Consider the following 23,284-nt stretch of genomic DNA (forward strand, 5'->3'; position numbering starts at 1 on the left):
TCTATAATCATGCGGTATTTTAAAAGCGCTTTTTTATTATTTTTCATGACGCTTTTTTTTGTCTCTTGCTCTAAGCACCCTTTTTCTAAGCAAACCCCCAAAACTAAGGAGCAGATCAGACAAGAAGAAGCCTATAAAAAAAGAGAAGAGACTTTGAATGCCTTACGCCAATTCAGGCTCATTTATATCAACACGCCGGTTTTTCGCTTTTATGATTACGGCACGATTAAAACCGATAAAGACCATAATATTGAAGTAACCCTTTATAAGCTCAGCCAAAGAGTGGGCGATATTTATATGACTAAACGAAACATTTGTTTTAGCCAAAAATGTTCGGCTAAATGGATTGCTGCAAGGGATTTGTTTGGTAAGGTGAGCTATGGGGATTTGTTTGATGATATTGTTTTAGGGAGGGATATTTTTAAAGGTTTGGGCAAGCGCCACCTAACTCCTGAATACGTGATCCAAAGGTTTCAAAAAAGCGGGGAAATTATCCTTTATGAAAGAAAAAATGGCCTGATTTCTTTCCAAAATTTGACGCAAAAAATTGCCATTAGGATTGAACCCTATGAGCCTTCTTTACAAGATTTAGAAGACAATGAAAACGCTGATAGCGAGCTTCAATGAAAAACTTTTCCTCATTCTGTTATTTTAAAAAGCTCAAAAAACGCCATTTAATCGCTCTGAGCCTGCCCTTGCTTTCTTATGCCAATGGCTTTAAAATCCAAGAGCAAAGCCTGAATGGCACGGCTTTAGGCTCGGCTTATGTCGCTGGGGCTAGGGGCGCTGACGCTTCCTTTTATAACCCGGCGAATATGGGCTTCACTAACGATTGGGGTGAAAACAGAAGCGAATTTGAAATGACCACCACCGTGATCAATATCCCGGCCTTTAGCTTTAAAGTCCCTACGACTAATCAAGGCTTGTATTCGGTAACGAGTTTAGAAATTGATAAAAGCCAACAAAATATTTTAGGCATCATCAACACTATAGGGCTTGGCAATATCCTTAAAGCGCTTGGCAATACGGCCGCTACCAATGGCTTACCACAAGCAATCAGTCGTGTTCAAGGGCTGATGAATCTAACCAATCAAAAAGTTGTAACGCTCGCTTCAAATCCTGACACTCAAATCGTGAATGGCTGGACAGGGACGACTAATTTCGTTTTACCCAAATTCTTTTATAAAACACGCACGCATAACGGCTTCACTTTTGGGGGGAGTTTCACCGCTCCTAGCGGGTTGGGCATGAAATGGAACGGTAAAGGGGGGGAATTTTTGCATGACGTTTTCATCATGATGGTGGAGCTTGCCCCTAGCATGAGTTACACTGTTAATAAGCGCTTTTCTGTGGGGGTGGGTTTAAGGGGACTTTATGCGACCGGGAGCTTTAATAACACCGTTTATGTGCCTTTAGAAGGCGCTTCGGTTTTGAGCGCGGAGCAAATTTTAAATCTACCCAACAATGTTTTTGCCGATCAAGTGCCAAGCAACATGATGACTTTATTGGGCAATATTGGCTACCAGCCGGCGCTTAATTGCCAAAAAGCCGGTGGGGATATGAGCGATCAAAGCTGTCAAGAGTTTTACAACGGCTTGAAAAAAATCATGGGTTATAGCGGCTTGGTGAAAGCGAGCGCGAATCTTTACGGCACGACTCAAGTCGTGCAAAAATCTAACGGGCAAGGCATATCGGGGGGCTATAGAGTGGGTTCGAGTTTACGCGTCTTTGATCATGGGATGTTTTCGGTGGTGTATAATTCTTCGGTTACCTTTAACATGCAGGGCGGTTTAGTAGCTATCACAGAGCTTGGCCCTTCTTTAGGGAGCGTGTTGACTAAAGGCAGTTTGAATATCAATGTTTCACTCCCCCAAACCCTTAGCCTGGCCTACGCCCACCAATTTTTTAAAGATCGCCTAAGGATTGAGGGGGTGTTTGAGCGCACCTTTTGGAGTCAAGGGAATAAATTCTTAGTAACCCCTGATTTTGCGAACGCTACTTATAAGGGCTTAAGCGGAACAGTGGCTTCACTAAACTCTGAAACGCTTAAAAAAATGGTAGGCCTAGCGAATTTTAAAAGCGTGATGAACATGGGGGCTGGCTGGAGGGACACGAACACCTTTAGATTAGGGGTAACTTACATGGGTAAAAGCCTGCGTTTAATGGGCGCTTTTGATTATGACCAAGCCCCAAGCCCCCAAGATGCGATAGGCATTCCGGATTCTAATGGCTATACCGTGGCTTTTGGGACGAAATACAACTTTAGAGGCTTTGATTTGGGCGTGGCGGGGAGTTTTACCTTTAAGAGCAACCGCTCCAGTTTGTATCAATCCCCAAACATTGGGCAATTGAGAATCTTTAGCGCTTCCTTAGGCTATCGCTGGTAAAACATGCCAAACAATCAAAACATGTTGGATAACCAAACGATTTTAATCACCGGAGGCACTGGGAGTTTTGGCAAATGCTTTGTTCGTAAAGTTTTAGACACCACCAACGCTAAAAAAATCATTGTTTATAGCCGAGATGAATTGAAACAAAGCGAAATGGCCATGGAATTTAATGATCCCAGGATGCGTTTTTTTATCGGCGATGTCAGGGATTTAGAGCGCTTGAATTACGCTTTAGAGGGCGTGGATATTTGTATCCATGCGGCCGCGCTCAAGCATGTGCCCATCGCTGAATACAACCCCCTAGAATGCATTAAAACCAATATCATGGGAGCGAGCAACGTGATTAACGCATGCTTAAAAAACGCCATCAGTCAGGTCATCGCCCTAAGCACCGATAAAGCCGCTAACCCCATTAACCTCTACGGCGCAACGAAATTGTGCAGCGACAAGCTCTTTGTGAGCGCGAATAACTTTAAAGGCTCTTCTCAAACGCAATTTGGCGTGGTGCGTTATGGTAATGTGGTGGGGAGTCGTGGGAGCGTGGTGCCGTTTTTTAAAAAATTAGTCCAAAACAAAGCGAGTGAAATCCCCATTACCGATATCCGCATGACACGATTTTGGATCACTTTAGATGAGGGGGTTTGTTTTGTGCTTAAAAGCTTGAAAAGAATGCATGGGGGTGAAATTTTTGTGCCTAAAATCCCTAGCATGAAAATGACTGATCTCGCTAAAGCCCTAGCCCCCAATATTCCTACTAAAATCATAGGGATTCGCCCGGGCGAAAAACTCCATGAAGTGATGATCCCTAAAGATGAAAGCCATTTGGCCCTAGAATTTGAAGACTTTTTCATCATTCAGCCCACTATAAGCTTCCAAACGCCCAAAGATTACACGCTCACCAGACTCCACGAAAAAGGCCAAAAAGTCGCCCCCGATTTTGAATACAGCAGCCACACTAATAACCAGTGGCTAGAGCCTGATGATTTATTGAAATTATTATGAATTTTTTAGAAGATTTATTTTACCCCTTAAGATTGTTAGAAAACAAACGCATTTTATTGCTTGTGAGCGGCTCTATTGCGGCGTATAAATCCCTGGAATTAACGCGCTTGTTGTTTAAAAGCGGGGCCAGTATTCAAGTGGTGATGAGTGAGAGTGCAAAAAAATTCATCAAGCCTTTAAGCTTTGAAGCTTTGAGCCACCATAAAGTCTTGCATGATCGTAATGAAAAATGGTATTACAACCACCAAAACAAATTGCACCATAACCACATCGCATGCGCTGCTAATGCTGATTTACTCATCTTTGCCCCTTTAAGCGCTAACAGCCTGTCTAAAATCGCTCACGCTTTAGCGGATAATATCGTAAGCGCGACTTTTTTAGCTTGCGCTTCCCCTAAAATCCTAGCCCCCAGCATGAACACTAACATGCTCAATTCCCCTATCATTCAAAGTAATTTAAAACGCTTGAAAGATTCCAATCATATTGTTTTAGACACGCAAAACGGCCTTTTAGCATGCGATACTAAAGGCGATGGGGCGATGGCTGAGCCTTTAGAAATCCTTTTTAAAGCCACTCAAACGCTCTTAAAAGACGCTTATTTTGAAAACAGAGAAGTCATAGTCATGGGCGGCGCAAGTATAGAAAAGATTGACAGCGTTAGAGTTATTAGCAATCTTTCTAGCGGGATTCAAGCGAGCGCTTTGGCTTTGGCGTTATATTTTAAGGGTGCGAAAGTAACTTTGATTGCATCAAACTTCCCTACCCCCTTGCCTAAAGAAATCACAAGCGTTTTAGTCAGTGATACCGCTTCTTATGAAAACGCCTTAAATAACGCCGCTAACAACCTGCAAAAACATGCCTTAAAACCCTTGCTCTTTAATTTAGCCGCCATTAGCGATTATGTGCCTAAAACTTCTTTTAATTATAAGCTTAAAAAAAGCGAAATCGGCGAAACGCTAAACATTGAATGCGTTCAAAATAAGGATTTACTGGCTTCTGTCAATCCCAACCAATTCGTTAAAATCGGTTTTAAAGCCGAAGATGATCAACAAAACGCCATGCAAAATGCACAAAATCTTTTAAAACCTTCTCAAGATAACGGCAAGGGTTGCTCTGTGGCCGCTTTGAATCTCATTAAAGATTCACGCCCTTTTGGATCATTAGAAAATGAATTGTGGCTTTTTAGCCATAAAAAAACCCAAAAAATCCCTTCTATGAACAAATTAGAAGCGAGCTTTAAAATCCTTGATTTTATCAAAGAGAACGCCCTTTAATGCTAGAAGCCCTAAACGCCCTAAACCAACTTAACGCTCTTCATTCCAAAAACGCCGCGCACCACTTTAACGCTGCCTTACCCATTCTTTTAAAGGTTTTAGAAAAACAAGATAAAGATCTTTTTCTTTTGCAAGTGGGTAATAAAATTATCCCCACCAAAAGCGAACAGGAATTAAAAATCAATCAGCCTTATTTTGCGATTATGCAAAGAGATCGGCTGGGCGATATTGTGCTTAAAAATTTAGTGCCTGCCCCAAAAATCTTAGACGCATTAAACGATTTGCCCGCTATTGAAATGAAGAAAATAAAAGAAATATTGAGTACCAAAGACAATACCCCTTTAAAAGAATACAAAGAACTTTTGAGCGAAAAATTAATTCATGCTAAAAGCTCTCAAGAGTTTTTGAATACGGCCAACATGCTTTTAAGCTTGCAATCGCAAGTTTTAAGCTTTGTGGTTGAAAACGAACGCAAAAAAGCTTTTTTACAGATGAAAGCCAAAAAACAAAGCGTTGATTTTTACGCTCTGTATCCTAACTTGGGCGAAATTGGCGGTATCATTTACTTGAAAGAAAAAGAAAAACAACTTTTTTTAAAAACCACCCTCCAAAGGACTAAAGAGGTTTTAAAAGAGGCTCAAAACACCCTTTTAGGCTTTTCTTCTGTGGAAATCGTGTGCGAAAAAACCCCCATGCTTTTTGCCTTTGAAGAGCGTTTATTGGACACGCTAGGGTAGAAAAATTTGGAATTTTAGAATCCCTCACGCATTGTTTAAAAGTTTTCCAACCACTAAGGCTTTATCTTTGGCTTGCGTGATCGCGCTAATGACTGCGATACCCCCATATTCGCGCAATTTTGAAGCGTTATCTGTCGTGATGCCCCCAATCGCTATGAGGGGTTTTTTTACCCCGCTATCTCGTATTTTTTTTAAAAGATCTATACCTACAACTTCTTTAATGTCTTTTTTAGATGGTGTGGGGAAAATAGGGCCTACCCCTAAATAGGCTACGGCGTCTAAATGGCACGCTTTTAGGGCTTGCTCTAAAGTATTGACGCTCAAACCGATAAAAAGGCGCTTTTTGCATAAAGTTATTACCTCTTCTATAGCCATGTCTTCTTGCCCCACATGCACGCCATCAGCCTTTAATTCTAGCGCGAGTTGCACCTCATCATTGACAATAAAAGGCGCACCGTATTTTTGGCATAATTTTTGACACTCTAGGGCTAATTGTTTGATTTGAGTAGGATCTTGTAAGGCTAAATCGCCTTTTTGGCGGAATTGAAACGCTGTGATTTGAGATTGTAAGGCTAATTCTAAAGTGTCTAAAAGCATGTTTGTCCTATCGCCTTTTATATGGTAGAAATCTTGCGAACCAGCCACAAACATGAGTTTCAAACAATTCGCATCAAACAAGCTTTTTAATGCTCCATAAATTCAAAGGCCCATGCCCATGCCCAATGTTTAAGGGGTTTTGAATGATGATAGTTAAAAGCTCTTTAGCTTTTGTGATAGCGTTTTTTAAATCCAACCCTTGAGCGAGTAAGCCCACAATCAAGCTAGACAGAACACAACCCGTGCCATGCGTGTTTTTGGTGTTAAAGCGCTTGGCGTTTAGGATAAATTCAATATCTTCTAAAAACACCCAGTCGTTGCTAAATTCCCTTTGAAAATGCTCTGTATGCCCCCCTTTAATCACAGCGTTTTTCACGCCTAAATCCCTTAAAATACCCATCGCTTTTGAAGCGCTTTTATTATCTCGCACTTGAACGCCTGTGAGCGCATAAACTTCAGGGAGGTTAGGGGTTAGTAAATTGGTTTTAGGTAAAAGGCGTTTTTTTAAACTTAAAATCGCATCTTCTTCTAAAAGCAAAGCCCCATTCTTTGCCACCATCACCGGATCTAAAACGCACAACCCAAAATCGCAAGTTTCTAAAGTGTCCGCTACGCATTCAATGATTTGATTGTTGCATAACGCTCCCATTTTGAACGCTTTGATAGAAAAATCATCTCTAATGGCTAAGATTTGCGCTTCCACGCTCTCAACGCTCAACGGATAAACCCCATGCACGCCCTGTGTGTTTTGAGCGGTGATGCAAGTGATCACGCTTGTCCCAAACACGCCCAAAGTTTGAAACGCTTTCAAATCGGCTTGTATCCCAGCGCCCCCACCGCTATCGCTGCCAGCAATGCTTAAAACTTGCGGGTAAATTTTCACCACTCTTCCTTAATAAGGCTATTTTCTAACTTTATGGGCAAGCTTAGAGCGTCTAAAAAATAAAACAAGAACGAACCATTAGAGCCGTTATTTTCTAACGCTTTTTTTTGCGCACTAAAAGCGGCTTGTTTATAGAAAGCGCAAAGTTGCGCCATAGAATCTAAGGGATCTTTTTTCAAACTTAAAAAGCTCGCGCACGCTGCTGCGTGCAAACACCCAGCCCCCGTAATGAGCGCTAAATACTCGCTCCCCCCAGTAACACTCAAAACCTTTTTCCCATCGCTCACGTAATCTGTTTTACCCGTCATTACCACTATCACGGAATATTTTTGAGCCGCTCGTTTGACCATTTCTATAGGCGTAGCGGAATGCTTGGAATCTAACCCCTTGCTTTCGCAAGAAATACCCACTAAAGAGCCTAATTCTGCGGCATTACCCCTAAGCGCGCTAATCCCTTCGCTTTCTAAAAGCTCTAAACTGGTGTCATGACGCAAAGCGCTCGCTGAACACCCCACCGGATCTAACACAATGGGTTTGTTCAAAGCCTTGTAATGTTTGATAGCCTCTTTAGCGCATAAAATAGTGCGTTCATTGAGAGTGCCAATATTGATAGCGAGCGCGTCAGAAATTTTCGCTAAATCTTGCATCTCATCAATCGCATCACTCATTAAAGGCGATGCCCCTAAGGCTAACAAGCCATTGGCCACAAATTGCGCCACCACATAATTGGTGATATTATGCACTAAAGGGCGTTTTTGGCGTAATTCCTTTAACATAACGAACCTCCTTAAACTTTCTTTTATTTTACAAAAAATCCATTAAACGGCGGCTGTCTTTGAGCTTTAATACAAAAGCGTCCAACAATGAACTATTTTTCATTAACCTCATCTTTTTTAACCCCATTTTTCTTAAATATAGCGCTAGTGAGATCACAAAAGCGGTGGAAAAAACGAGAAAGGCTTGCGGCGACTTTTTCTTTCACCTCTTGATAGCGCGAATTTTTGCTAAACCTAGAGACTTTTTCTTCAATGATTTCAGGGAATTTTGTCCCGCTGAAATCAATTTCGCCCCCCCTAAAGGCATGCTGCATGAACGAATAGGCTTTTTCTTCATTCAAGCGGTTTTCTTTTATGATAGTTTGGAATTCCTCTTCTCTTTTTTGGTGGATATAGTCTTGAAAATACGCATGGACTTCTTGGTCTTTGTTGTATTTGTCAATGAAATCCATGATCAAATCTTTTTTATTCCTTAACTCTATGCTGGAGTTAAGGATCGGCTCTATTTTGGTTTTAACGCCTTGAATTTCCACCCCATGCTCTTTAGCGAATTTTTCAATCAAATTCAAAATATAGTCAATATTGACTTCCACCTGCTTAATGAGTTCAATTTCAAAAATCAAATCGTCATTAATCTCTTCTTTATCCCTCCCTTTTTCTGGCCTCATTTCATCGTAAAAATCAAGGTATTTGCTTTGATAGTTTTGAAAATCCCTGGGGTTGATGTAATCGTCTTTGTTAAAATTTTCAAAGCTGTTTAAAATATTTTCTAATTTCAAAATCTTGCCAAAAAGCTTGATGAAATCCTTTTTCTGGCTTTCTGAAATGATTGGCTCTTTTAAGGGAAATTCAGTTAAAAGCCTTCCAATCAAACCCTCATAGCCCTCGTATTCTTTATGATTATCCGTGTAGCCTTTCAAATAATCTTCATATTTTCTTAACAGCGCGATAGACCTAGCGTCCTTGTTGCCAAAAAGCATGAGAGCGTCATTCAAATCCTGCTCTAAATCCCTAAAACACACGATATTCCCATGCGTTTTAACGCTATCTAGAATGCGGTTTGCACGTGAAAAAGCCTGAATTAGCCCATGGTATTTCAAGTTTTTATCCACCCAAAGGGTATTGAGCCTAGTAGCGTCAAACCCGGTCAAAAACATGTTCACCACCATTAAAAGATCGATTTCACGATCCTTCATTTTTTGAGAAAGATGCTTGTAATAGCTTTGGAATTTTTGATCCGAAGTGTCAAAAGAAGTTTTAAACATCCCGTTATAATCCGCAATCGCGCCCTCTAAAAAATCCCTTGAGCTTTTGTCTAGCCCGCTAGCGCTTTCATTGTTTTCATCTTCTAGCGCTTCAATTTCTTCATTAGCGCTATAGCTGAAAATGGCAGCGATTTTAAGGTCGTGTTTTTCTTCTTTAAAGGCTTGGTAGTATTTTTTCAGCGCTTCTATGCTAGAGCATGCCAGAATGGAATTGAATTTTTTATTTTTAGTGGCTTGATGGAAACGCTCTACAATGCATTTAGCGATTTCTTTGATCCTCCTAGTATCTAAAAGGGCGTTTTTTTCATCAACCGCTCTAACCTTATTGTCTTTAATGTCCTCTTTAGCTTTAATGGTGTTGTGGTATTCCACTCTAAAGGGCAACACGTTTTTATCCCTGATCGCATCAATAATGGTGTATTGGTGGAGGCATGTCCCAAATTTCTGCTCTGTCGTGCCTAAAGGGTTGTTTTTATCGCAATTTTGCGCAAAAATGGGCGTGCCGGTAAAGCCAAAAAGGTGGTATTTTTTAAACGCTTTAGTGATAGTTTGATGCATTGAGCCTAACTGACTCCTGTGGCATTCATCAAAAATCATCACCACTTCTTCATTAAAAATCGCATGCCCTTTAAGGTGGGCTTTAACGAATTTGTCTAATTTTTGGATCGTGGTGATAATGATTTTAGCACTAGGGTTTTCAAGCTGTTGTTTTAAAATCTTGGTGCTGGTGTTGGAATTGGCGCAATCTTTTTGGAATTTATCGTATTCTTTCATGGTTTGATAGTCTAAATCTTTCCTGTCCACCACAAACAAAACCTTTGAAATGCCTTCTAATTCTTTAGCCAGAGTCGCGCTTTTAAAGCTCGTTAAGGTTTTACCGCTCCCTGTCGTGTGCCAGATATAGCCTCCGCTTTGGCTTTTCGTTTTACTATTTTGCGCGGCTTTGATTTTTTCTAAAATCCTTTCTGCCGCCACGATTTGATAAGGCCGCATCACCAATAAAACCTCTTCGCTAGTAAAAACGCAATAGCGCGTTAAAACGTTCAAAAGGCTGCGCTTTGCAAAAAACGACTGAGCAAAATCCATTAAATCCTCAATATTATGATTCTTGCTATCTGCCCAATAATTCGTGAATTCAAAAGTATCGGCTTTATGGTTTTTTTCAATTTGGGCAATTCTTGTGGTGTTTGAATAGTATTTAGAGCTCGTGCCGTTACTGATGACAAAAATCTGCACGAACTCAAAAAGCCCGTCCTCAGCGCTAAAACTATCCCTTTTATAGCGCTTGATCTGATTGAACGCTTCTCTAATCGCCACGCCTCTTTTTTTCAATTCCACATGCACTAAAGGCAAGCCATTCACAAGGACACTCACATCATAGCGGTTCGCATACTTCCCCCCTTCATTGCTGTATTGGTGGATCACTTGCAAAGCGTTTCTATGGATATTTTTCTTATCAATGATTTTAATGTTTTTGGTTTGGCCATTCTCTAGCGTGAGATTAAAAATCGGATCTTCTTGAATTTTTCTCGTTTTAGCCTTATAGTCTTCGTTTTTATTAGCGATGAATTGAGAATAAAGAGTGTCCCATTCTTTGGGCGTGAAAGAATGATCGTTAAGCTTTTCTAACTGCTCTTTTAAATTGTCTTTCAATTCCTTTTCGTTGTGGATTTGTTTAAATTCATAGCCTTGTTTTTCTAAAAGCTTAATAAACTCCCTTTCTAGCTCTGCTTCGCTTTCATAAGCGCTTTTCCTCTCACTATCGCTATGAAATTCCGCTACTACCGTGCTTTCATTGCTTTCTGCGATCGTTTCGTAATTCATGTTATTCCTTATTTTGGAGGGGTTTGAAAGTCAATAGTTTTTCTCGGTAGTATTCGTATTGTTTTTTCCTGGCTTTAATTTCAGCGGGGATACCGGCTAATAAATCGGTGGTTAGAGCTAAAAATTGATCCAAAATCTTAACGATCTCTTGTTGGATCTCTAGGGGCGGGATGGGGATGGTTATTTTTGAAAGTAATTGCTTTGAAACATTGAAGCGTGTTACACCATTAGCAACTTTTGAAATATTTTTCCTAAAATTGTAGTCTCTTAAAAAATGTTTAAGAAACGATGGATTAAATAAATTCTTATCAAAAAATCTAAAACCAAAACAAAAACTATTAAGATAAATATCTTCCTCAATCTTTTGAGTAACTACGCAAGACATCGCACAATCCTCTAAATTTTCAGATGAACCAGTAAAAAGCACATCGCCTAATTGAATTGTATTTTGTTTTTCTTTATCCCCTATTTGAACGCTTTCTAAAGCATTTAGATCTAATTGCGGATTATTAAAAACATTGATATAAGGAACATAAAATTTATTCCCTTGAGAGAAAGATTTTTTACTTTTTCCAACAAGTCCACCATAAAATTCCCCAATCTCCCCCAACTTCCTAAACTCCACCCCCTTAGGCGCTAAAGTATGGAGTAAGGTTTTCAAGCGTTTGGGGTAGGGTTTTGCGCTAATCTTTGCGTCTTTGCGGTTTTGGTTAATGTCATCAAAGTCTAAAAGCATGTTTTGGTAATACTCGTATTGCTTTTTTCGTGCGTTTAATTCTGTGTTTAATTCTGTGTTTAATTCTGTGTTTAATTCTGTGAAAGCGTCCAAAATCTTAACGATCTCTTGTTGGATCTCTAGGGGTGGGATGGGGAACTTATATTTTTTAAAAGCGGTCATATCCACAGAAGCAAAACCTGAAACATTAATATTATTTTTACACCATTCCCCTAAAAGAAAGCATTGATAAAAAAAGAATTTCATGTCTAAAGCAAGATCACAATTCGCTTTTTTGCTTAAAAAAGTGAATTGTTGATTCGCTAACGAATCAACGATTAAAAGGGCATGCTCTCCTATCGTTGCTGTTGTAGAAATAATAATAGAATTTTTAGGGAATAATTTCTTACCTTTCAAAGCCTTTGGGGTAATGTGTTGGATAGAGTCTTTTAAAATCCTCCCATTTTCTCTAATATCTTCCATTCTAAACCAAGGGATAGTCCCATTTTTCCAAAATTCAGGATTGTTTTTTGATGGGGTGTAACCATTTTTAATTTCAAAAACCTCTTCAAGCGTTTTAAACTCCACCCCCTTAGGCGCTAAGGTTTGGAGCAGTCGCTCTATTTTATGCATTTTGCCCCCTTAAGCTTCTAGCTCTTTAATAATTAATTCAAGGCTGTTTCTTAAAGTGCTCTGTTTTTCTACGATTTGAGCGATCTCACCATTAAGCGCTTTAATGTCAATGATTTCTTTCGTGTCTTCTTGCTCCACATAGCGGTTCACCGAAAGGTTGTAATCGTTTTCTTGGATTTTCTCTATATTGGCTAGGGCCGAAAAATGCTTGATGGCTTTCCTTTCAATATAGGTTTGCAAAATCTTTTCTCGGTTATGCGCTTTGAGCTTGTTTTTCTTGCCTTCTTTGACAAATTCCTTACTCGCATCAATAAAAAGCGTGGTGTCGTCTTTTTTGTTTTTCTTAAGCACTAAAATGCAAGTAGCGATATTCGTTCCAAAAAAGAGGTTGTCTGGTAAAGCGATCACGCAGTCAATGACATTCTCTTTGACTAAATATTCTCTGATTTTTGCTTCAGCGTTCCCCCTATAAAGCACCCCGGGAAATTCCACGATCGCAGCCGTGCCTTGATTGGATAAATAAGAAAGCATGTGCATGGTGAAGGCGAGATCAGCGGCGTTTTTGGGTGCTAACACACCGGCCGGGCTAAAGCGCTCATCGTTCATTAAAAGGGGGTTGTTATCGCCTATCCATTTAGTGGAATAGGGAGGGTTGGAAACGATCGCATCAAAAGGCTCATCGTCTTTATGTTTTGGGTCTAAAAGCGTGTCCCCATGCGCGATGTGGAATTTAGAATAATTGATGCCATGCAAAAACATGTTGATACGGCAGAGATTGTAAGTGGTCAAATTGATTTCTTGCCCAAAATACCCTTTTGAAACATTTTTATCGCCTAGCACTTTAGAAAATTGTAAGAGTAAGCTCCCGCTCCCGCAGCATGGGTCATAAACTTTATTAATGTTCTCTTGGTTGTGTAGGGTGATTTTAGCGAGCAGTTCGCTCACTTCTTGGGGGGTGAAAAATTCCCCTCCGCTTTTGCCGGCATTGCTCGCATACATCGCCATTAAATATTCATAAGCGTCGCCAAAAACATCGATCCCGCTTTTTGGTATTCGCCTAATTGCATGCCCCCTATGGCTTGAAGGATTTTAGTCAATTTTTCCACCCTATTTTTATGAGAGCTCCCTAATTTGTTGCTATTGACATCTAAATCCGCAAACAAGCCTTTGACATTTTCCTCTGATGGAGTGTGAAGGCTGGATTTTTCTATTTCGTTAAAAATATTTTGTAGGGTTACATTGAGATCTTCGTTACTAGGCGCGTTTTTTAAAACATTACAAAATAAAGCGCTTGGCGGGATGAAAAAGCCTTTTTCTTCAATGGTTGATTTCCTTACGATTTCAGCCTCTTCATCGCTTAATGAAGCGTAATCAAAGTTAGGATCAAGCTTTCGCTCGTATTCATTGTGGTGGTTAGCCATGTTTTCTGAAATGTAGCGGTAAAAAAGAATGCCTAAAACGTATTGCTTAAAATCCCAGCCATCCACTGAGCCTCTCAATTCGTTCGCCACTTTCCAAATGGTGTTGTGCAATTCGTTACGCTCTAATGAAGAAGATTCGTTCGCTTTGTTTTTGTTTTCCATGATAATATAAGCCCCTTTTTTGTGTTTTTTTGATTGGCGGTTTTGTTTGGCGTTTTTAGCCTTTAAAGGTTTCATTATAGCAAAGAATATTATTTTTTTATTCCTTGCGTTTTTCCATGCGTTTGTGGGATAAATAAGCTATAATCCCATTTTTCAAAAGTCATTTTTAAAAGGGGTTTGAATGGTATTTGACAGAACAATAAGCGTAAGAGAGAAAAAAGCGGCCAAAACGCTTGGGATTGTGGGGATCGTCTTTTTTATTTTGTTTGGCATAATGATAAGCGGGGTGGCTTTTCAAAAAGAGTGGGTGCAACAATTGGATTTGTTTTTCATTGATTTAATCCGCAACCCTGCCCCTATTCAAGGGAGCGCGTGGCTTTCTTTCGTGTTTTTTAGCACATGGTTTGCGCAAAGCAAGCTCACCACTCCTATAGCCTTACTCATTGGCGTGTGGTTTGGGTTTCAAAAACGCATCGCTTTGGGGGTGTGGTTTTTCTTTAGCATCTTGTTAGGTGAATTCACCTTAAAATCCCTTAAGCTTTTAGTGGCGCGCCCACGGCCTGTAACCAATGGCGAATTGGTTTTTGCGCATGGCTTTAGTTTCCCCAGCGGGCATGCTTTGGCTTCAGCGCTTTTTTACGGCTCTTTGGCGTTGTTGCTATGCTATTCTAACGCAAACAATCGCATTAAAACTATTGGTGCTGTGGTTTTGCTTTTTTGGATTGTTTTAATGTCGTATGATAGGGTTTATTTAGGGGTGCATTACCCTAGCGATGTTTTAGGAGGGTTTTGTTTAGGGATTGCTTGGTCGTGTTGCTCTTTAGCGCTTTATTTAGGGGTTTTGAAACGCCCTTACAAAAACGCTTAAAGCGTTTTTTAAAATCTCATTTTTTAAAAAGAAAGCGATGAGTTAGGGTATAATTCCTCTTTCTTTTTAACCTCATCAAATTCATCTTTATAGCGGTTTGGAAAATCCGGGTCATAATCCACAACGCTTTTTAAAAAACCGCTGAATTTTTTATTTTTGTCGCTAAGCTCTTGAGCCATAGTGTAATCAATTTTTTCTTTGTATTTAGCGTTCAATAAAATAGCGCTTTTATCCTCATCCGTTCTTAAATCAATCACGCCAATCCCAAAACTCGCATGCAAACGCTTCAACAAATCCATGAGTTGGGGATTGTGCGTATCAATATGACGGCCCACTAAATACCCCTCATTAGAGCTGTTAGAAATCGCTTGAAAATAACACTCCCTACAATTATTCACGCTGATTTCTTTTTTCAATTCAAAGCTCACCAACTTAACGGGCAAAGTGTCAAATTTTTTAGAAAAAGCGATTAAATTTTCATTAGACAATTCAGCGTGCAAAAACCTAACCCCCACCATGTCCGGATAAAGCCACCTGTCCATGCCTTTTGGCGATTTCACACTCTCTTCGTGAAAAATGGTTTTCGTGTAGCATTTCAAATTTTCATTATGAAAAGCCATGTAGGTTAAAAAGGGGTGCAAATCCCTTTCATGCATGATTTTATTATGCGCGATTTTAACGCTTGGAGTGCTTGGCTTTTCTATGTTTAAAACCGGCTCTTTAGCCGTGCCTTTTAAAACGATTAAGGCTGGCTTTTCTTGCGCTTTAAAAAAGGGTAGTTCTTCGCCCTTATTTAAGGCTGTATAAATAAGGGAGCTAACACTTCTATCTGGAGTGTTGCCCCCATAATCAAACATTTTTGTAATCTCGCCTTTTTCAAAAAGCTCTTTAGCTTTATCATACACTTCAGTAACCTTAATCGGTCCTGTAATCTCTAAAACGCTCTGAACGATTTCAATGTCTCGTGGTTTCATTTTTTGCTCGCTAAATACTCTTCATAACTGCCTTTAAAATCAATGATTGAAGCGCCTTTAGGGCTTGGGACTAATTCAATGATCCGATTAGCATACGCATCAATGAGTTCTCTGTCATGGCTTATGCAAATCACTGCCCCATCAAATTTAAAGAGCGCTTCGCCTAAAGCAATAATCGCTTCTAAATCCAAATGGTTGGTTGGCTCATCTAAGACTAAAAAATTCCCCCCCTCTAGCATGAGCTTGGATAAAACCATGCGGTGTTTTTCGCCTCCGCTTAAAGCGTTCACGCACTTTTCTTGCTCTTCGCCATTAAAAAGCATCCTCCCTAAAGCGTTCCTAACCTCTGCGCTTTCAATCTTTTTATTGAAATTAAAAAGCCATTGATACAAGGTCTCTTCGCCGCTGATTTCTTCGCTCACATTTTGAGGAAAATACCCTCTTGAAACCGTCGCTCCCCATTTCACCACGCCCTTATCCGGCTTTAACTCTTCTACTAGAATTTTACAAAGCGTGGATTTACCCACGCCGTTTGGCCCTATGAGAGCGATTTTATCTTTAGGCATCACTTTCAGGCTCACTTGATTTAAAACAACTTGATCGTCATAACTTTTAGAGATGTTTTCGCATTCTAAAGCTTCATTACCAATGGTGCGTTTGGGTTTGAAAATAATGCTAGGATCCCTCCTGCTAGATACCGCTAAGCTTTGAATGTCTAATTTATCCAGTTGTTTTTGGCGGCTGGTGGCTTGCTTGGCTTTAGAAGCGTTAGCGCTAAAACGAGCGATAAATTTTTCTAGCTCTTCTTTTTCTTTGAGTTTTTTATTGCGTTCGGCTTCTTGCTGTTTAGCGATCAAGGTAGAAGCGATATACCAATCGTCATAATTCCCGCTAAATTCGCGCACGCTGTGAAAATCCAAATCCAAAATGTGCGTGCATACCGCATTCAAAAAATGCCTGTCATGGCTGATGACTACCATCGTGCCTTCATGGCGTTTGAGATTGTTTTCTAGCCATTCAATGGCGTTTAAATCCAAATTGTTAGTCGGCTCATCTAAAAGCAAAATATCCGGTTTAGGGAACAAGACTTGAGCGAGAAGGATTTTAAATTTATCGCTGCTTGGCAAGGTTCTCATCAAATCATTGTGCCTAGAGCTAGGAATGCCTAAATCTTCTAGGATTTTTTCAATCACCACTTCGCATTCATACATGGGATCTTCTTCCACGCAAATGGTTTCTAACTCCCCTAATCTGGCATTCACTTTATCATCGCTCAAATCGCCTTCGGTGTATAAGCGCTCTTTTTCTTTGATAGCGTCATACAAACGCTTATTGCCTATCAAAACCGCATCTTTAAGGCTCAAATCTTCAAAAGCGTATTGATCCTGCCCTAAAACCCCCATCCTCATCCCGCTTGTGATGATGACTTCGCCACTACTGCAATCAATGCTCTTGCTTAAAATCTTTAAAAAAGTGGACTTCCCTGCCCCATTAGCCCCAATCAGCCCGTAGCGTTTGTTTTTATCCAGCTTGATATTCACGTTTTCAAACAATTTTTTAGTCGCATAGCGTTGCGTTAAGTTGATGGTTTGCAGCATCTTATGATTTCCTTATTTTTGTGATTAGAGAAAGTTTATTGTAGCGTTTTCTTTGCAATATTGTATCCCTTGCTTATCATGGTTCTCTGTAAGGTCTTTGACGCCCAAAATCTTGCCCGAGTTTATTTAATTTTTTCTCTTGATTTTTTACTCAAATTAAGGTAAAAATAATGTTTTAAAGCAAGAAAAGGATCGTATCATTGAAAATATTTGATTACGAAGACGTCCAACTCATTCCTAATAAATGCATCGTGAATAGCCGTTCAGAGTGCGATACGACCGTTATTCTAGGCAAACATGCGTTTAAAATGCCCATAGTCCCAGCCAACATGCAAACAATCATCAACGACTCAATCGCAGAATTCCTAGCAGAAAATGGCTATTTCTACATCATGCACCGTTTTGATGGAGTGGCAAGAATCCCTTTTGTCAAAAAAATGAAAAAACGCCAATTAATTAGTTCGATCAGTGTTGGGGTGAAAAAGGAAGAATATCTTTTGATAGAAGAGTTAGCCAAACAAGGATTAACGCCAGACTATATCACGATCGATATTGCGCATGGCCATTCAAATTCTGTCATTGAGATGATCCAACACATCAAAACGCATTTGCCAGAAACTTTTGTGATTGCCGGGAATGTTGGCACGCCAGAAGCAGTCCGTGAATTAGAGAACGCCGGTGCTGACGCTACGAAAGTTGGCATCGGGCCTGGGAAAGTGTGTATCACTAAAATCAAAACAGGCTTTGGCACGGGTGGTTGGCAACTAGCAGCTCTCAGGTGGTGTGCTAAAGCAGCAAGAAAGCCCATTATCGCAGATGGCGGCATTCGAACGCATGGCGATATCGCAAAATCCATACGCTTTGGCGCGACAATGGTGATGATTGGTTCGCTTTTTGCAGGGCATGAAGAATCATCTGGAGAAACAAAAATAGAAAATGGTGTCGCATATAAAGAATATTTCGGTTCGGCATCAGAGTTCCAAAAAGGTGAAAAGAAAAATATTGAAGGCAAGAAAATTTGGATCCAACATAAAGGCTCGTTAAAAGACACGCTGGTTGAAATGCAACAAGACTTGCAATCTTCAATCTCTTATGCAGGTGGGAGAGACCTTGAAGCGATTCGAAAAGTGGATTATGTGATTGTGAAAAATTCAATCTTCAATGGGGACACAATCTAAAGAAAATCAATGAAAAGCGATTTGTTTTGACTTGGGTTTTTTGTTGTTTCTCAATTTTTTTTGCATTGCGTCTTGTTAAATCATTTTTTTAAATTCAAGCGCATAGCCTTTAGGGCTAATTTTTATGAGCGAAATGCCTTTCAATGCAATCGCATAAGATGTGGATCATAAGAATGTGCATTTCTTGGATTCGTGGAGTGTCATCGCTAGGGACAATCAAAGCCATATCGCTTAAAGGCTTCATTTTCCCCCCATCACGCCCCGCTAAACTAAGCGTTTTCATCCCTAAATCTTTGGCTTTTTCATAAGCTTTTAAGACATTTTTGGAATTACCGCTTGTAGAAATCCCTATCAAAACATCGTTTTTTACCCCTAGTGCTTCCACTTGTCTGGCAAACACTTCTTCATAACCATAATCGTTCGCAATGGCGGTAAGAGCTGATGTATCCGTGCTTAAACTTAAGGCGCTCAAGCCTTTCCTTTCTAGTTTATAGCGCCCAGTCAATTCAGCGGCAAAATGTTGCGCATCGCTCGCGCTCCCCCCGTTACCGCAAATAAGGATTTTCCCTTGATTTTCTAAAGTTTCTATCAAAAGATGAACGCTTTGCTTTAACGCTCCTTGTAAACTTTCTAAGCTTTTTTCTAACGCTTCCTTATGGGCTAAAAATTCTTTTTGAATCAAATCATCAATCATTGCATGTCCTTTTAATTTTTTCTATGATAGCGCTTGTGGAATAACCTTCTTCAAACTCCATCAAACGAGTTTCTTTAGCAAACTCGCTCCCTATGACTTCTTTATTGAGATAGTCCGCCCCCTTGACTAAAATATCAGGCTTTAGGGCTTGAATTAATTTTATGGGCGTGTCTTCTTCAAACACCACGATATAATCCACGCAAGACAAACTCGCTAAAAGAAACGCTCTGTCTTTTTCGCTCACTATGGGGCGTTTATCCCCCTTAAGCCTTTTAATGGAAGCATCGCTGTTTAACCCCACAATGAGAATATCCCCTAAAGCTTTAGCCTTTTGCAAATAGCTCGCATGCCCTTTGTGGAGGAGATCAAAACAGCCATTGGTGAAAACGATTTTTTGCTGATCTAAAGTTTCTAACAGCTTTTCTAAAGGGAGGATTTTAGGGTGCGTTTGGTTCAAAATCAAAGCGATTTCTTCTAAACTCGCTAACGCGCTCCCCATTTTACCCACCACCACCGCCGCAGCCGCATTGGCAAACTCGCAAGCATCTTTTAGGCTCTTTGATTCTAATAAAGAAAGTGTTAAAGACGCTATCACCGTATCGCCTGCCCCCGTTACATCATAAACTTCTTTAGCGATAGTGGGGCAATTGACTAACTCGCCTTTTTCTAAAAAAGCGATGCCTTGTTCACTCAAGGTAACTAAAGGCATAGCGATTTGATAAGTTTCTTGTAAGATTTGGAGCGCTTTTGATAAATTCGCATGGCTGTCTAACTTCAAATGGAGCGCATGCTCCAGTTCAAAACGATTAGGCGTGATCAAACTCGCATGGGAATATTTGCTATAATCCTTCCCTTTAGGGTCGCATAAAATGAGCTTGTGGTGTTGGTTGGCTAGAGTGATCATTTTTTGAGTGAGTTCAAAATCCAACACGCCCTTATTGTAATCTGAAAGGATCACACCATCTATTTCTTGGATTTTTTCTGTGAAAAAATCTAAAAGTTTTTTTCTTAAATCAGCGTTTAAGGGATCTTTGATTTCCTTATCCACGCGCACAATTTGCTGGTTTTGCGCGATGATGCGCGTCTTAAGCGTGGTGCAACGGGTTTTATCTATTAAGACGCCTGAAGTGTCAATCCCTCTTGTTTTTAAAGCGCTAATGAAATGCTTGCCCTCTAAATCATCGCCCACTACCCCACATAAAAAGACTTTAGCTTTTAAAGAGATAAGGTTATTAGCCACATTGGCCGCTCCGCCTAAATTCTTGCTCTCTTTTTTGACTTCTAAAACAGGTACAGGGGCTTCAGGCGAAAGGCGTTCGCTCTTCCCCCACAAATAATAATCAGCGATCAGATCGCCTACGACTAAGATTTGTTTCATGCGTGTTTCTCCTTAAAAATCGCATGGATATGGGGCAAATAATCTTTAATGCCGCTTTCCAAATCGTATAAAGGGGTGTAATCTAAATCCAAAATAGTAGGTTCAATGTGCGCTTGGGTGTGCTTTTGGAAAAAAACATAAGGGTTTTTGATATAACTCACTTTAAAATCCCCTAAATGCTCTTTTAAAATGCTAACGATTTCATTATAACTTCTAGCTTGGGAATAACCCACATTATAAACCCCGCTTTTTTGAGCCTTCATCGCTTTCACGTTCGCTTGGATCACATCTTCAATATAGACAAAATCCCTTAATTGCTCACCAAATTCAAAAAGCTTGACTTCCTTAAACGCCATTGCCTGTAAAGCGAGTTGCAAAACCATAGAAGCGGTTTTTTCTTTATAAAATTCTCTAGGCCCATAGACATTAAAAAATCGTAAGCCCACTTGAATGTTATCGCTTGAATGGGATCGGACAAATTCGTCCATGCAAAGCTTGGAAAAGCCATAAACGTTTTCAGGGCTTTCGTTTTTGCCTACCACATTGGGGGCTTTGGTGTTGCCATAAACGCCCGCTGAAGAAGCGTAAATCACTTTAGCTTTTTTTGAGCGAGCGATTTCTAAAAGGTCTAAAAAAGCCTGATAATTGGTTTTCATCACTAGTTCTTGATCCAGCATGGTCGTATCAGAAACAGCGGCTTGGTGGAACAAATAATCAAAATGCAATTTTTCTAAACGCCTTAAATCTAAGGGGTTGTTAATATCAGCTACAATCACTTCGCCCTTAAAACCGATTAAATTCTTAAAATGCCCTAAAGAACTCGGACGGCCATTACTAGAAAGCGTGTTGTTACGGAATTTATCTAAAATAACCACTTTAGCTTTAGGGTGGTTCTCTTGAAAATAAAAGGCCAGATTACTGCCCACAAAACCAGCCCCACCGGTGATTAAAATCGTTTGATTTTCTAATCCATCATCAATATAACGCATTACTATCCTTATTTAATCCAATTGATCATCTCTTTAAGATCTTTACATTGTATCCAAGAATGAGGAGTTTTTAAAAAATTTGCACTCAATAAAAGGTTATTTTTAACTTTAGCGTTCAAGCCGGCTAACATGTCGCTCTCCTTATCGCCTATCATAAAAGACTGCTCCAAACCAATTTGATGCTCTTTAGCGGCTTGTAAAATCAAAAAGGGTTTTGGCTTCCTGCAAGCGCAATTTTCTTCTGGAGCGTGCCTGCAAAAATAGATGCCATCCAAATTAAAACCTAATTCTTTGAGCAAGCTTTCTTGGAGATATGCGGTGAGATTTTCAAAATCTTTAAGGGTGTAATAGCCCCGGTTGATCCCAGATTGGTTGGTGATTAAAAGCAGTTTGTAGCCTAAAGATTTCGCATGCTTTAGCAATTCAAAAATCCCTTTTTGAAACTCAAAATCTTCTTTTTGGCTCACATAGCCTTTATCAATATTAATAATGCCGTCTCTGTCTAAAAAAAGGGCTTTGTTAGTGTTCATGCGAATGCGTTCCTTTATGATCATGCTGAGTGGTGTTGTTTTGATGATGCATCGCATGAGGCATTTTGTGGTTAATGAGCATGATCCCCATATAAAGGACATAAAGCCCAAAAACCCCCATTAAACCTTTAGACAAAAGATTGAAAAATTTCCTGTAAGAAACGGAAATTTTGCTTAAAAGAATCCCCATTAAAAACAACGGCACGCTGGTGCCAAGCCCAAAAGAAAGGCCTAGCATCGCTCCCATAAACGCGCTATGACTGAGAATCACGCTCGCTAAAAACGAATACACCATCATGCAAGGTAAAAACCCGTTCAACACGCCTAGAAAATACAGCCCTAGAATGTTTTGAGATTGCAAGGTTTTTTTCATCAAAAAAGAGATAAAAGGGATTTCAAAGCTTAATTTTTCCGCTTTAGCTCCCAAGAGCGCTAAAAGGATTAAAACAATCCCCATGCTCATCAATAAAACACCCCTAAAACCCATGCCCACACTAAGACTATGCCCTAAACCTGCCGTTATAGCCCCTAAAAGCATGTAAGTGCTGATCCTCCCTACATTATAAAGGGCATGGCAAGTGAGCTGGTAAGAAAAGCTCGTAACTTTAGAAAACCTTATTTGACTGAACGCGCTCACAATCCCCCCACACATGCCCACACAATGCCCTAAAGACATGCTCAAAGCGGCTAAAAACATGCCCAAAAAACTCAAATTCTGCATCATTTGCATTCTAATATCCCTGCTTTTTTAAGAGCGATTTCCATCCCGTCAAAAACCAAGCGCTCCTTGCAAACAGAATGGGGTAAAAACGCGCTCAAATACTTCGCATCGCCCCCACAAAGATAGATTTTTTGATCTTTGGCTAAATGCTGGATGCAAGAGATGACGCTCAAAACCATGCCGTAATTCACAGCATCTCTAGTGTTTTTAGGTAAAACTTCTAAAGAATCTAAGGCTTTGAAAGGTTGCTCTAAAATTTTAGCGCTTTTTTTATACGCATGAATATATTGGGCTAATCCGGGCAAAATACACCCTCCTAAATGCTTGCCCTCTTTGACTAAATCAATCGTAATCGCGCTCCCCGCATCCACTACCACGCCATTATTTAACGCTAAACATGCCATTTGCCGGTCTATCCCAAGCCCTACATAGTCGGTTTCTAAATGAAAAAACCCTGCAATATTTTTAGCGTTAGGGTAACAATTTAAAAGGGCTTTTTCATTTTCTTCATTCACGCTAATGTAAAAAATTTCCTTTTGAATACCCAAACGCTTTAAATCTTCTTTAGCGCTTGAAAAGAGCCGATAGTTTTGTGCGAAATGGATACGCGTGTTGCCTATATCGCATAAAACCAGGTTTTTCAAATCTTTAAAAGATCGCCCAGCTGGCATAAAC

20 protein-coding genes and 1 pseudogene are annotated in these 23,284 nt (G+C 40.0%); 7 read left to right on the top strand and 14 right to left on the bottom strand.

What is annotated here, in order from left to right; all coding sequences use genetic code 11:
- Positions 1-9 precede the first annotated feature (9 nt).
- From EAL87_RS03310 to EAL87_RS03330, 5 genes are read left to right on the top strand one after another with little or no spacing between them, the layout of a single operon-like run.
- On the top strand, positions 10-627 hold the full coding sequence (locus EAL87_RS03310) for an HP0838 family lipoprotein (RefSeq protein ID WP_120912971.1): 618 nt from the start codon (positions 10-12) through the stop codon (positions 625-627).
- The gene (locus EAL87_RS03315; RefSeq protein ID WP_120912972.1) at positions 624-2,387 is read left to right on the top strand and encodes an OmpP1/FadL family transporter; all 1,764 of its coding nucleotides are present in this window, start codon (positions 624-626) and stop codon (positions 2,385-2,387) included. The genes EAL87_RS03310 and EAL87_RS03315 overlap by 4 nt, the downstream gene beginning before the upstream one ends.
- 21 nt (positions 2,388-2,408) lie before the next feature.
- Positions 2,409-3,392 carry a UDP-N-acetylglucosamine 4,6-dehydratase (inverting) gene (gene pseB, locus EAL87_RS03320; RefSeq protein ID WP_162972578.1) on the top strand — a complete coding sequence of 328 codons (984 nt, stop codon included), beginning with the start codon at positions 2,409-2,411 and terminating at the stop codon, positions 3,390-3,392.
- Positions 3,389-4,666, top strand: coding sequence for a bifunctional phosphopantothenoylcysteine decarboxylase/phosphopantothenate--cysteine ligase CoaBC (gene coaBC / locus EAL87_RS03325; RefSeq protein ID WP_120912974.1), 1,278 nt, complete (start codon positions 3,389-3,391; stop codon positions 4,664-4,666). The genes pseB and coaBC overlap by 4 nt, the downstream gene beginning before the upstream one ends.
- Positions 4,666-5,403 (top strand): hypothetical protein, encoded by a 738-nt coding sequence (locus tag EAL87_RS03330; protein ID WP_120912975.1) that lies wholly within the window; start codon positions 4,666-4,668, stop codon positions 5,401-5,403. Before coaBC ends, EAL87_RS03330 begins: the two co-directional genes overlap by 1 nt.
- Before the next feature lie 24 nt (positions 5,404-5,427).
- Here the strand turns inward: EAL87_RS03330 and thiE are convergent, their stop codons facing one another.
- From thiE to EAL87_RS03360, 6 genes and pseudogenes are all read right to left on the bottom strand, one after another.
- Positions 5,428-6,081, bottom strand: coding sequence for a thiamine phosphate synthase (gene thiE / locus EAL87_RS03335; protein WP_120912976.1), 654 nt, complete (start codon positions 6,079-6,081; stop codon positions 5,428-5,430).
- On the bottom strand, positions 6,074-6,883 hold the full coding sequence (gene thiD, locus EAL87_RS03340; protein WP_162972568.1) for a bifunctional hydroxymethylpyrimidine kinase/phosphomethylpyrimidine kinase: 810 nt from the start codon (positions 6,881-6,883) through the stop codon (positions 6,074-6,076). Before thiD ends, thiE begins: the two co-directional genes overlap by 8 nt.
- Positions 6,880-7,659, bottom strand: a complete 780-nt coding sequence (gene thiM, locus EAL87_RS03345) for a hydroxyethylthiazole kinase (RefSeq protein WP_120912978.1) — start codon at positions 7,657-7,659, stop codon at positions 6,880-6,882. Before thiM ends, thiD begins: the two co-directional genes overlap by 4 nt.
- A 92-nt stretch (positions 7,660-7,751) precedes the next feature.
- Positions 7,752-10,748 carry an HsdR family type I site-specific deoxyribonuclease gene (locus EAL87_RS03350; RefSeq protein WP_120912979.1) on the bottom strand — a complete coding sequence of 999 codons (2,997 nt, stop codon included), beginning with the start codon at positions 10,746-10,748 and terminating at the stop codon, positions 7,752-7,754.
- A 1-nt stretch (position 10,749) separates the two neighbouring features.
- Positions 10,750-12,096: a restriction endonuclease subunit S gene (locus EAL87_RS03355; RefSeq protein WP_120912980.1), complete on the bottom strand. Its 1,347-nt coding sequence runs from the start codon at positions 12,094-12,096 to the stop codon at positions 10,750-10,752.
- A 9-nt stretch (positions 12,097-12,105) separates the two neighbouring features.
- Positions 12,106-13,679 (bottom strand): annotated as a pseudogene (locus EAL87_RS03360) (type I restriction-modification system subunit M).
- A 181-nt stretch (positions 13,680-13,860) separates the two neighbouring features.
- Here EAL87_RS03360 and EAL87_RS03365 point away from each other — a divergent pair.
- The gene (locus EAL87_RS03365; RefSeq protein WP_120912981.1) at positions 13,861-14,547 is read left to right on the top strand and encodes a phosphatase PAP2 family protein; all 687 of its coding nucleotides are present in this window, start codon (positions 13,861-13,863) and stop codon (positions 14,545-14,547) included.
- Positions 14,548-14,570: 23 nt separating this feature from the next.
- On the opposite strand, the gene EAL87_RS03370 is transcribed toward EAL87_RS03365, so the two are convergent.
- Together EAL87_RS03370 and EAL87_RS03375 are read right to left on the bottom strand one after the other, a co-directional pair.
- On the bottom strand, positions 14,571-15,521 hold the full coding sequence (locus EAL87_RS03370) for a COG2958 family protein (RefSeq protein ID WP_120912982.1): 951 nt from the start codon (positions 15,519-15,521) through the stop codon (positions 14,571-14,573).
- Positions 15,518-17,119, bottom strand: coding sequence for an ABC-F family ATP-binding cassette domain-containing protein (locus EAL87_RS03375; protein WP_120912983.1), 1,602 nt, complete (start codon positions 17,117-17,119; stop codon positions 15,518-15,520). Before EAL87_RS03375 ends, EAL87_RS03370 begins: the two co-directional genes overlap by 4 nt.
- A 200-nt stretch (positions 17,120-17,319) precedes the next feature.
- Here EAL87_RS03375 and guaC point away from each other — a divergent pair, with 200 nt between their 5' ends.
- Positions 17,320-18,297: a GMP reductase gene (gene guaC, locus EAL87_RS03380; RefSeq protein WP_162972569.1), complete on the top strand. Its 978-nt coding sequence runs from the start codon at positions 17,320-17,322 to the stop codon at positions 18,295-18,297.
- A 115-nt stretch (positions 18,298-18,412) separates the two neighbouring features.
- Here guaC and gmhA read toward each other — a convergent pair whose 3' ends face one another.
- Genes gmhA through EAL87_RS03410 form a run of 6 tightly spaced genes read right to left on the bottom strand, consistent with a single transcriptional unit; the run spans position 18,413 to position 23,280 of the window.
- Complete coding sequence (gmhA, locus tag EAL87_RS03385) at positions 18,413-18,991, bottom strand: D-sedoheptulose 7-phosphate isomerase (protein WP_120912985.1); 579 nt, start codon at positions 18,989-18,991, stop codon at positions 18,413-18,415.
- On the bottom strand, positions 18,984-20,369 hold the full coding sequence (gene rfaE1, locus EAL87_RS03390) for a D-glycero-beta-D-manno-heptose-7-phosphate kinase (RefSeq protein ID WP_120912986.1): 1,386 nt from the start codon (positions 20,367-20,369) through the stop codon (positions 18,984-18,986). The genes gmhA and rfaE1 overlap by 8 nt, the downstream gene beginning before the upstream one ends.
- Positions 20,366-21,358, bottom strand: coding sequence for an ADP-glyceromanno-heptose 6-epimerase (gene rfaD / locus EAL87_RS03395; protein ID WP_120912987.1), 993 nt, complete (start codon positions 21,356-21,358; stop codon positions 20,366-20,368). The genes rfaE1 and rfaD overlap by 4 nt, the downstream gene beginning before the upstream one ends.
- Before the next feature lie 8 nt (positions 21,359-21,366).
- Positions 21,367-21,888: a D-glycero-beta-D-manno-heptose 1,7-bisphosphate 7-phosphatase gene (gene gmhB / locus EAL87_RS03400; protein ID WP_120912988.1), complete on the bottom strand. Its 522-nt coding sequence runs from the start codon at positions 21,886-21,888 to the stop codon at positions 21,367-21,369.
- Positions 21,878-22,618, bottom strand: a complete 741-nt coding sequence (locus tag EAL87_RS03405) for a sulfite exporter TauE/SafE family protein (protein ID WP_120912989.1) — start codon at positions 22,616-22,618, stop codon at positions 21,878-21,880. Before EAL87_RS03405 ends, gmhB begins: the two co-directional genes overlap by 11 nt.
- The gene (locus EAL87_RS03410) at positions 22,609-23,280 is read right to left on the bottom strand and encodes a type III pantothenate kinase (RefSeq protein ID WP_120912990.1); all 672 of its coding nucleotides are present in this window, start codon (positions 23,278-23,280) and stop codon (positions 22,609-22,611) included. The genes EAL87_RS03405 and EAL87_RS03410 overlap by 10 nt, the downstream gene beginning before the upstream one ends.
- Positions 23,281-23,284 lie beyond the last annotated feature (4 nt).

This window comes from Helicobacter pylori (genome assembly GCF_003636935.1).
Lineage (GTDB): Bacteria > Campylobacterota > Campylobacteria > Campylobacterales > Helicobacteraceae > Helicobacter > Helicobacter pylori_CH.

Excerpts from the sequence above, each read along its gene's own strand:
- EAL87_RS03310 (WP_120912971.1), top strand. The coding sequence starts at position 10 with ATGCGGTATTTTAAAAGCGCTTTTTTATTATTTTTCATGACGCTTTTT.
- EAL87_RS03315 (WP_120912972.1), top strand. The coding sequence starts at position 624 with ATGAAAAACTTTTCCTCATTCTGTTATTTTAAAAAGCTCAAAAAACGC.
- pseB (WP_162972578.1), top strand. The coding sequence starts at position 2,409 with ATGTTGGATAACCAAACGATTTTAATCACCGGAGGCACTGGGAGTTTT.
- coaBC (WP_120912974.1), top strand. The coding sequence starts at position 3,389 with ATGAATTTTTTAGAAGATTTATTTTACCCCTTAAGATTGTTAGAAAAC.
- EAL87_RS03330 (WP_120912975.1), top strand. The coding sequence starts at position 4,666 with ATGCTAGAAGCCCTAAACGCCCTAAACCAACTTAACGCTCTTCATTCC.
- thiM (WP_120912978.1), bottom strand. The coding sequence starts at position 7,659 with ATGTTAAAGGAATTACGCCAAAAACGCCCTTTAGTGCATAATATCACC.
- EAL87_RS03350 (WP_120912979.1), bottom strand. The coding sequence starts at position 10,748 with ATGAATTACGAAACGATCGCAGAAAGCAATGAAAGCACGGTAGTAGCG.
- EAL87_RS03355 (WP_120912980.1), bottom strand. The coding sequence starts at position 12,096 with ATGCATAAAATAGAGCGACTGCTCCAAACCTTAGCGCCTAAGGGGGTG.
- EAL87_RS03365 (WP_120912981.1), top strand. The coding sequence starts at position 13,861 with ATGGTATTTGACAGAACAATAAGCGTAAGAGAGAAAAAAGCGGCCAAA.
- EAL87_RS03370 (WP_120912982.1), bottom strand. The coding sequence starts at position 15,521 with ATGAAACCACGAGACATTGAAATCGTTCAGAGCGTTTTAGAGATTACA.
- EAL87_RS03375 (WP_120912983.1), bottom strand. The coding sequence starts at position 17,119 with ATGCTGCAAACCATCAACTTAACGCAACGCTATGCGACTAAAAAATTG.
- gmhA (WP_120912985.1), bottom strand. The coding sequence starts at position 18,991 with ATGATTGATGATTTGATTCAAAAAGAATTTTTAGCCCATAAGGAAGCG.
- rfaE1 (WP_120912986.1), bottom strand. The coding sequence starts at position 20,369 with ATGAAACAAATCTTAGTCGTAGGCGATCTGATCGCTGATTATTATTTG.
- rfaD (WP_120912987.1), bottom strand. The coding sequence starts at position 21,358 with ATGCGTTATATTGATGATGGATTAGAAAATCAAACGATTTTAATCACC.
- gmhB (WP_120912988.1), bottom strand. The coding sequence starts at position 21,888 with ATGAACACTAACAAAGCCCTTTTTTTAGACAGAGACGGCATTATTAAT.
- EAL87_RS03405 (WP_120912989.1), bottom strand. The coding sequence starts at position 22,618 with ATGCAAATGATGCAGAATTTGAGTTTTTTGGGCATGTTTTTAGCCGCT.
- EAL87_RS03410 (WP_120912990.1), bottom strand. The coding sequence starts at position 23,280 with ATGCCAGCTGGGCGATCTTTTAAAGATTTGAAAAACCTGGTTTTATGC.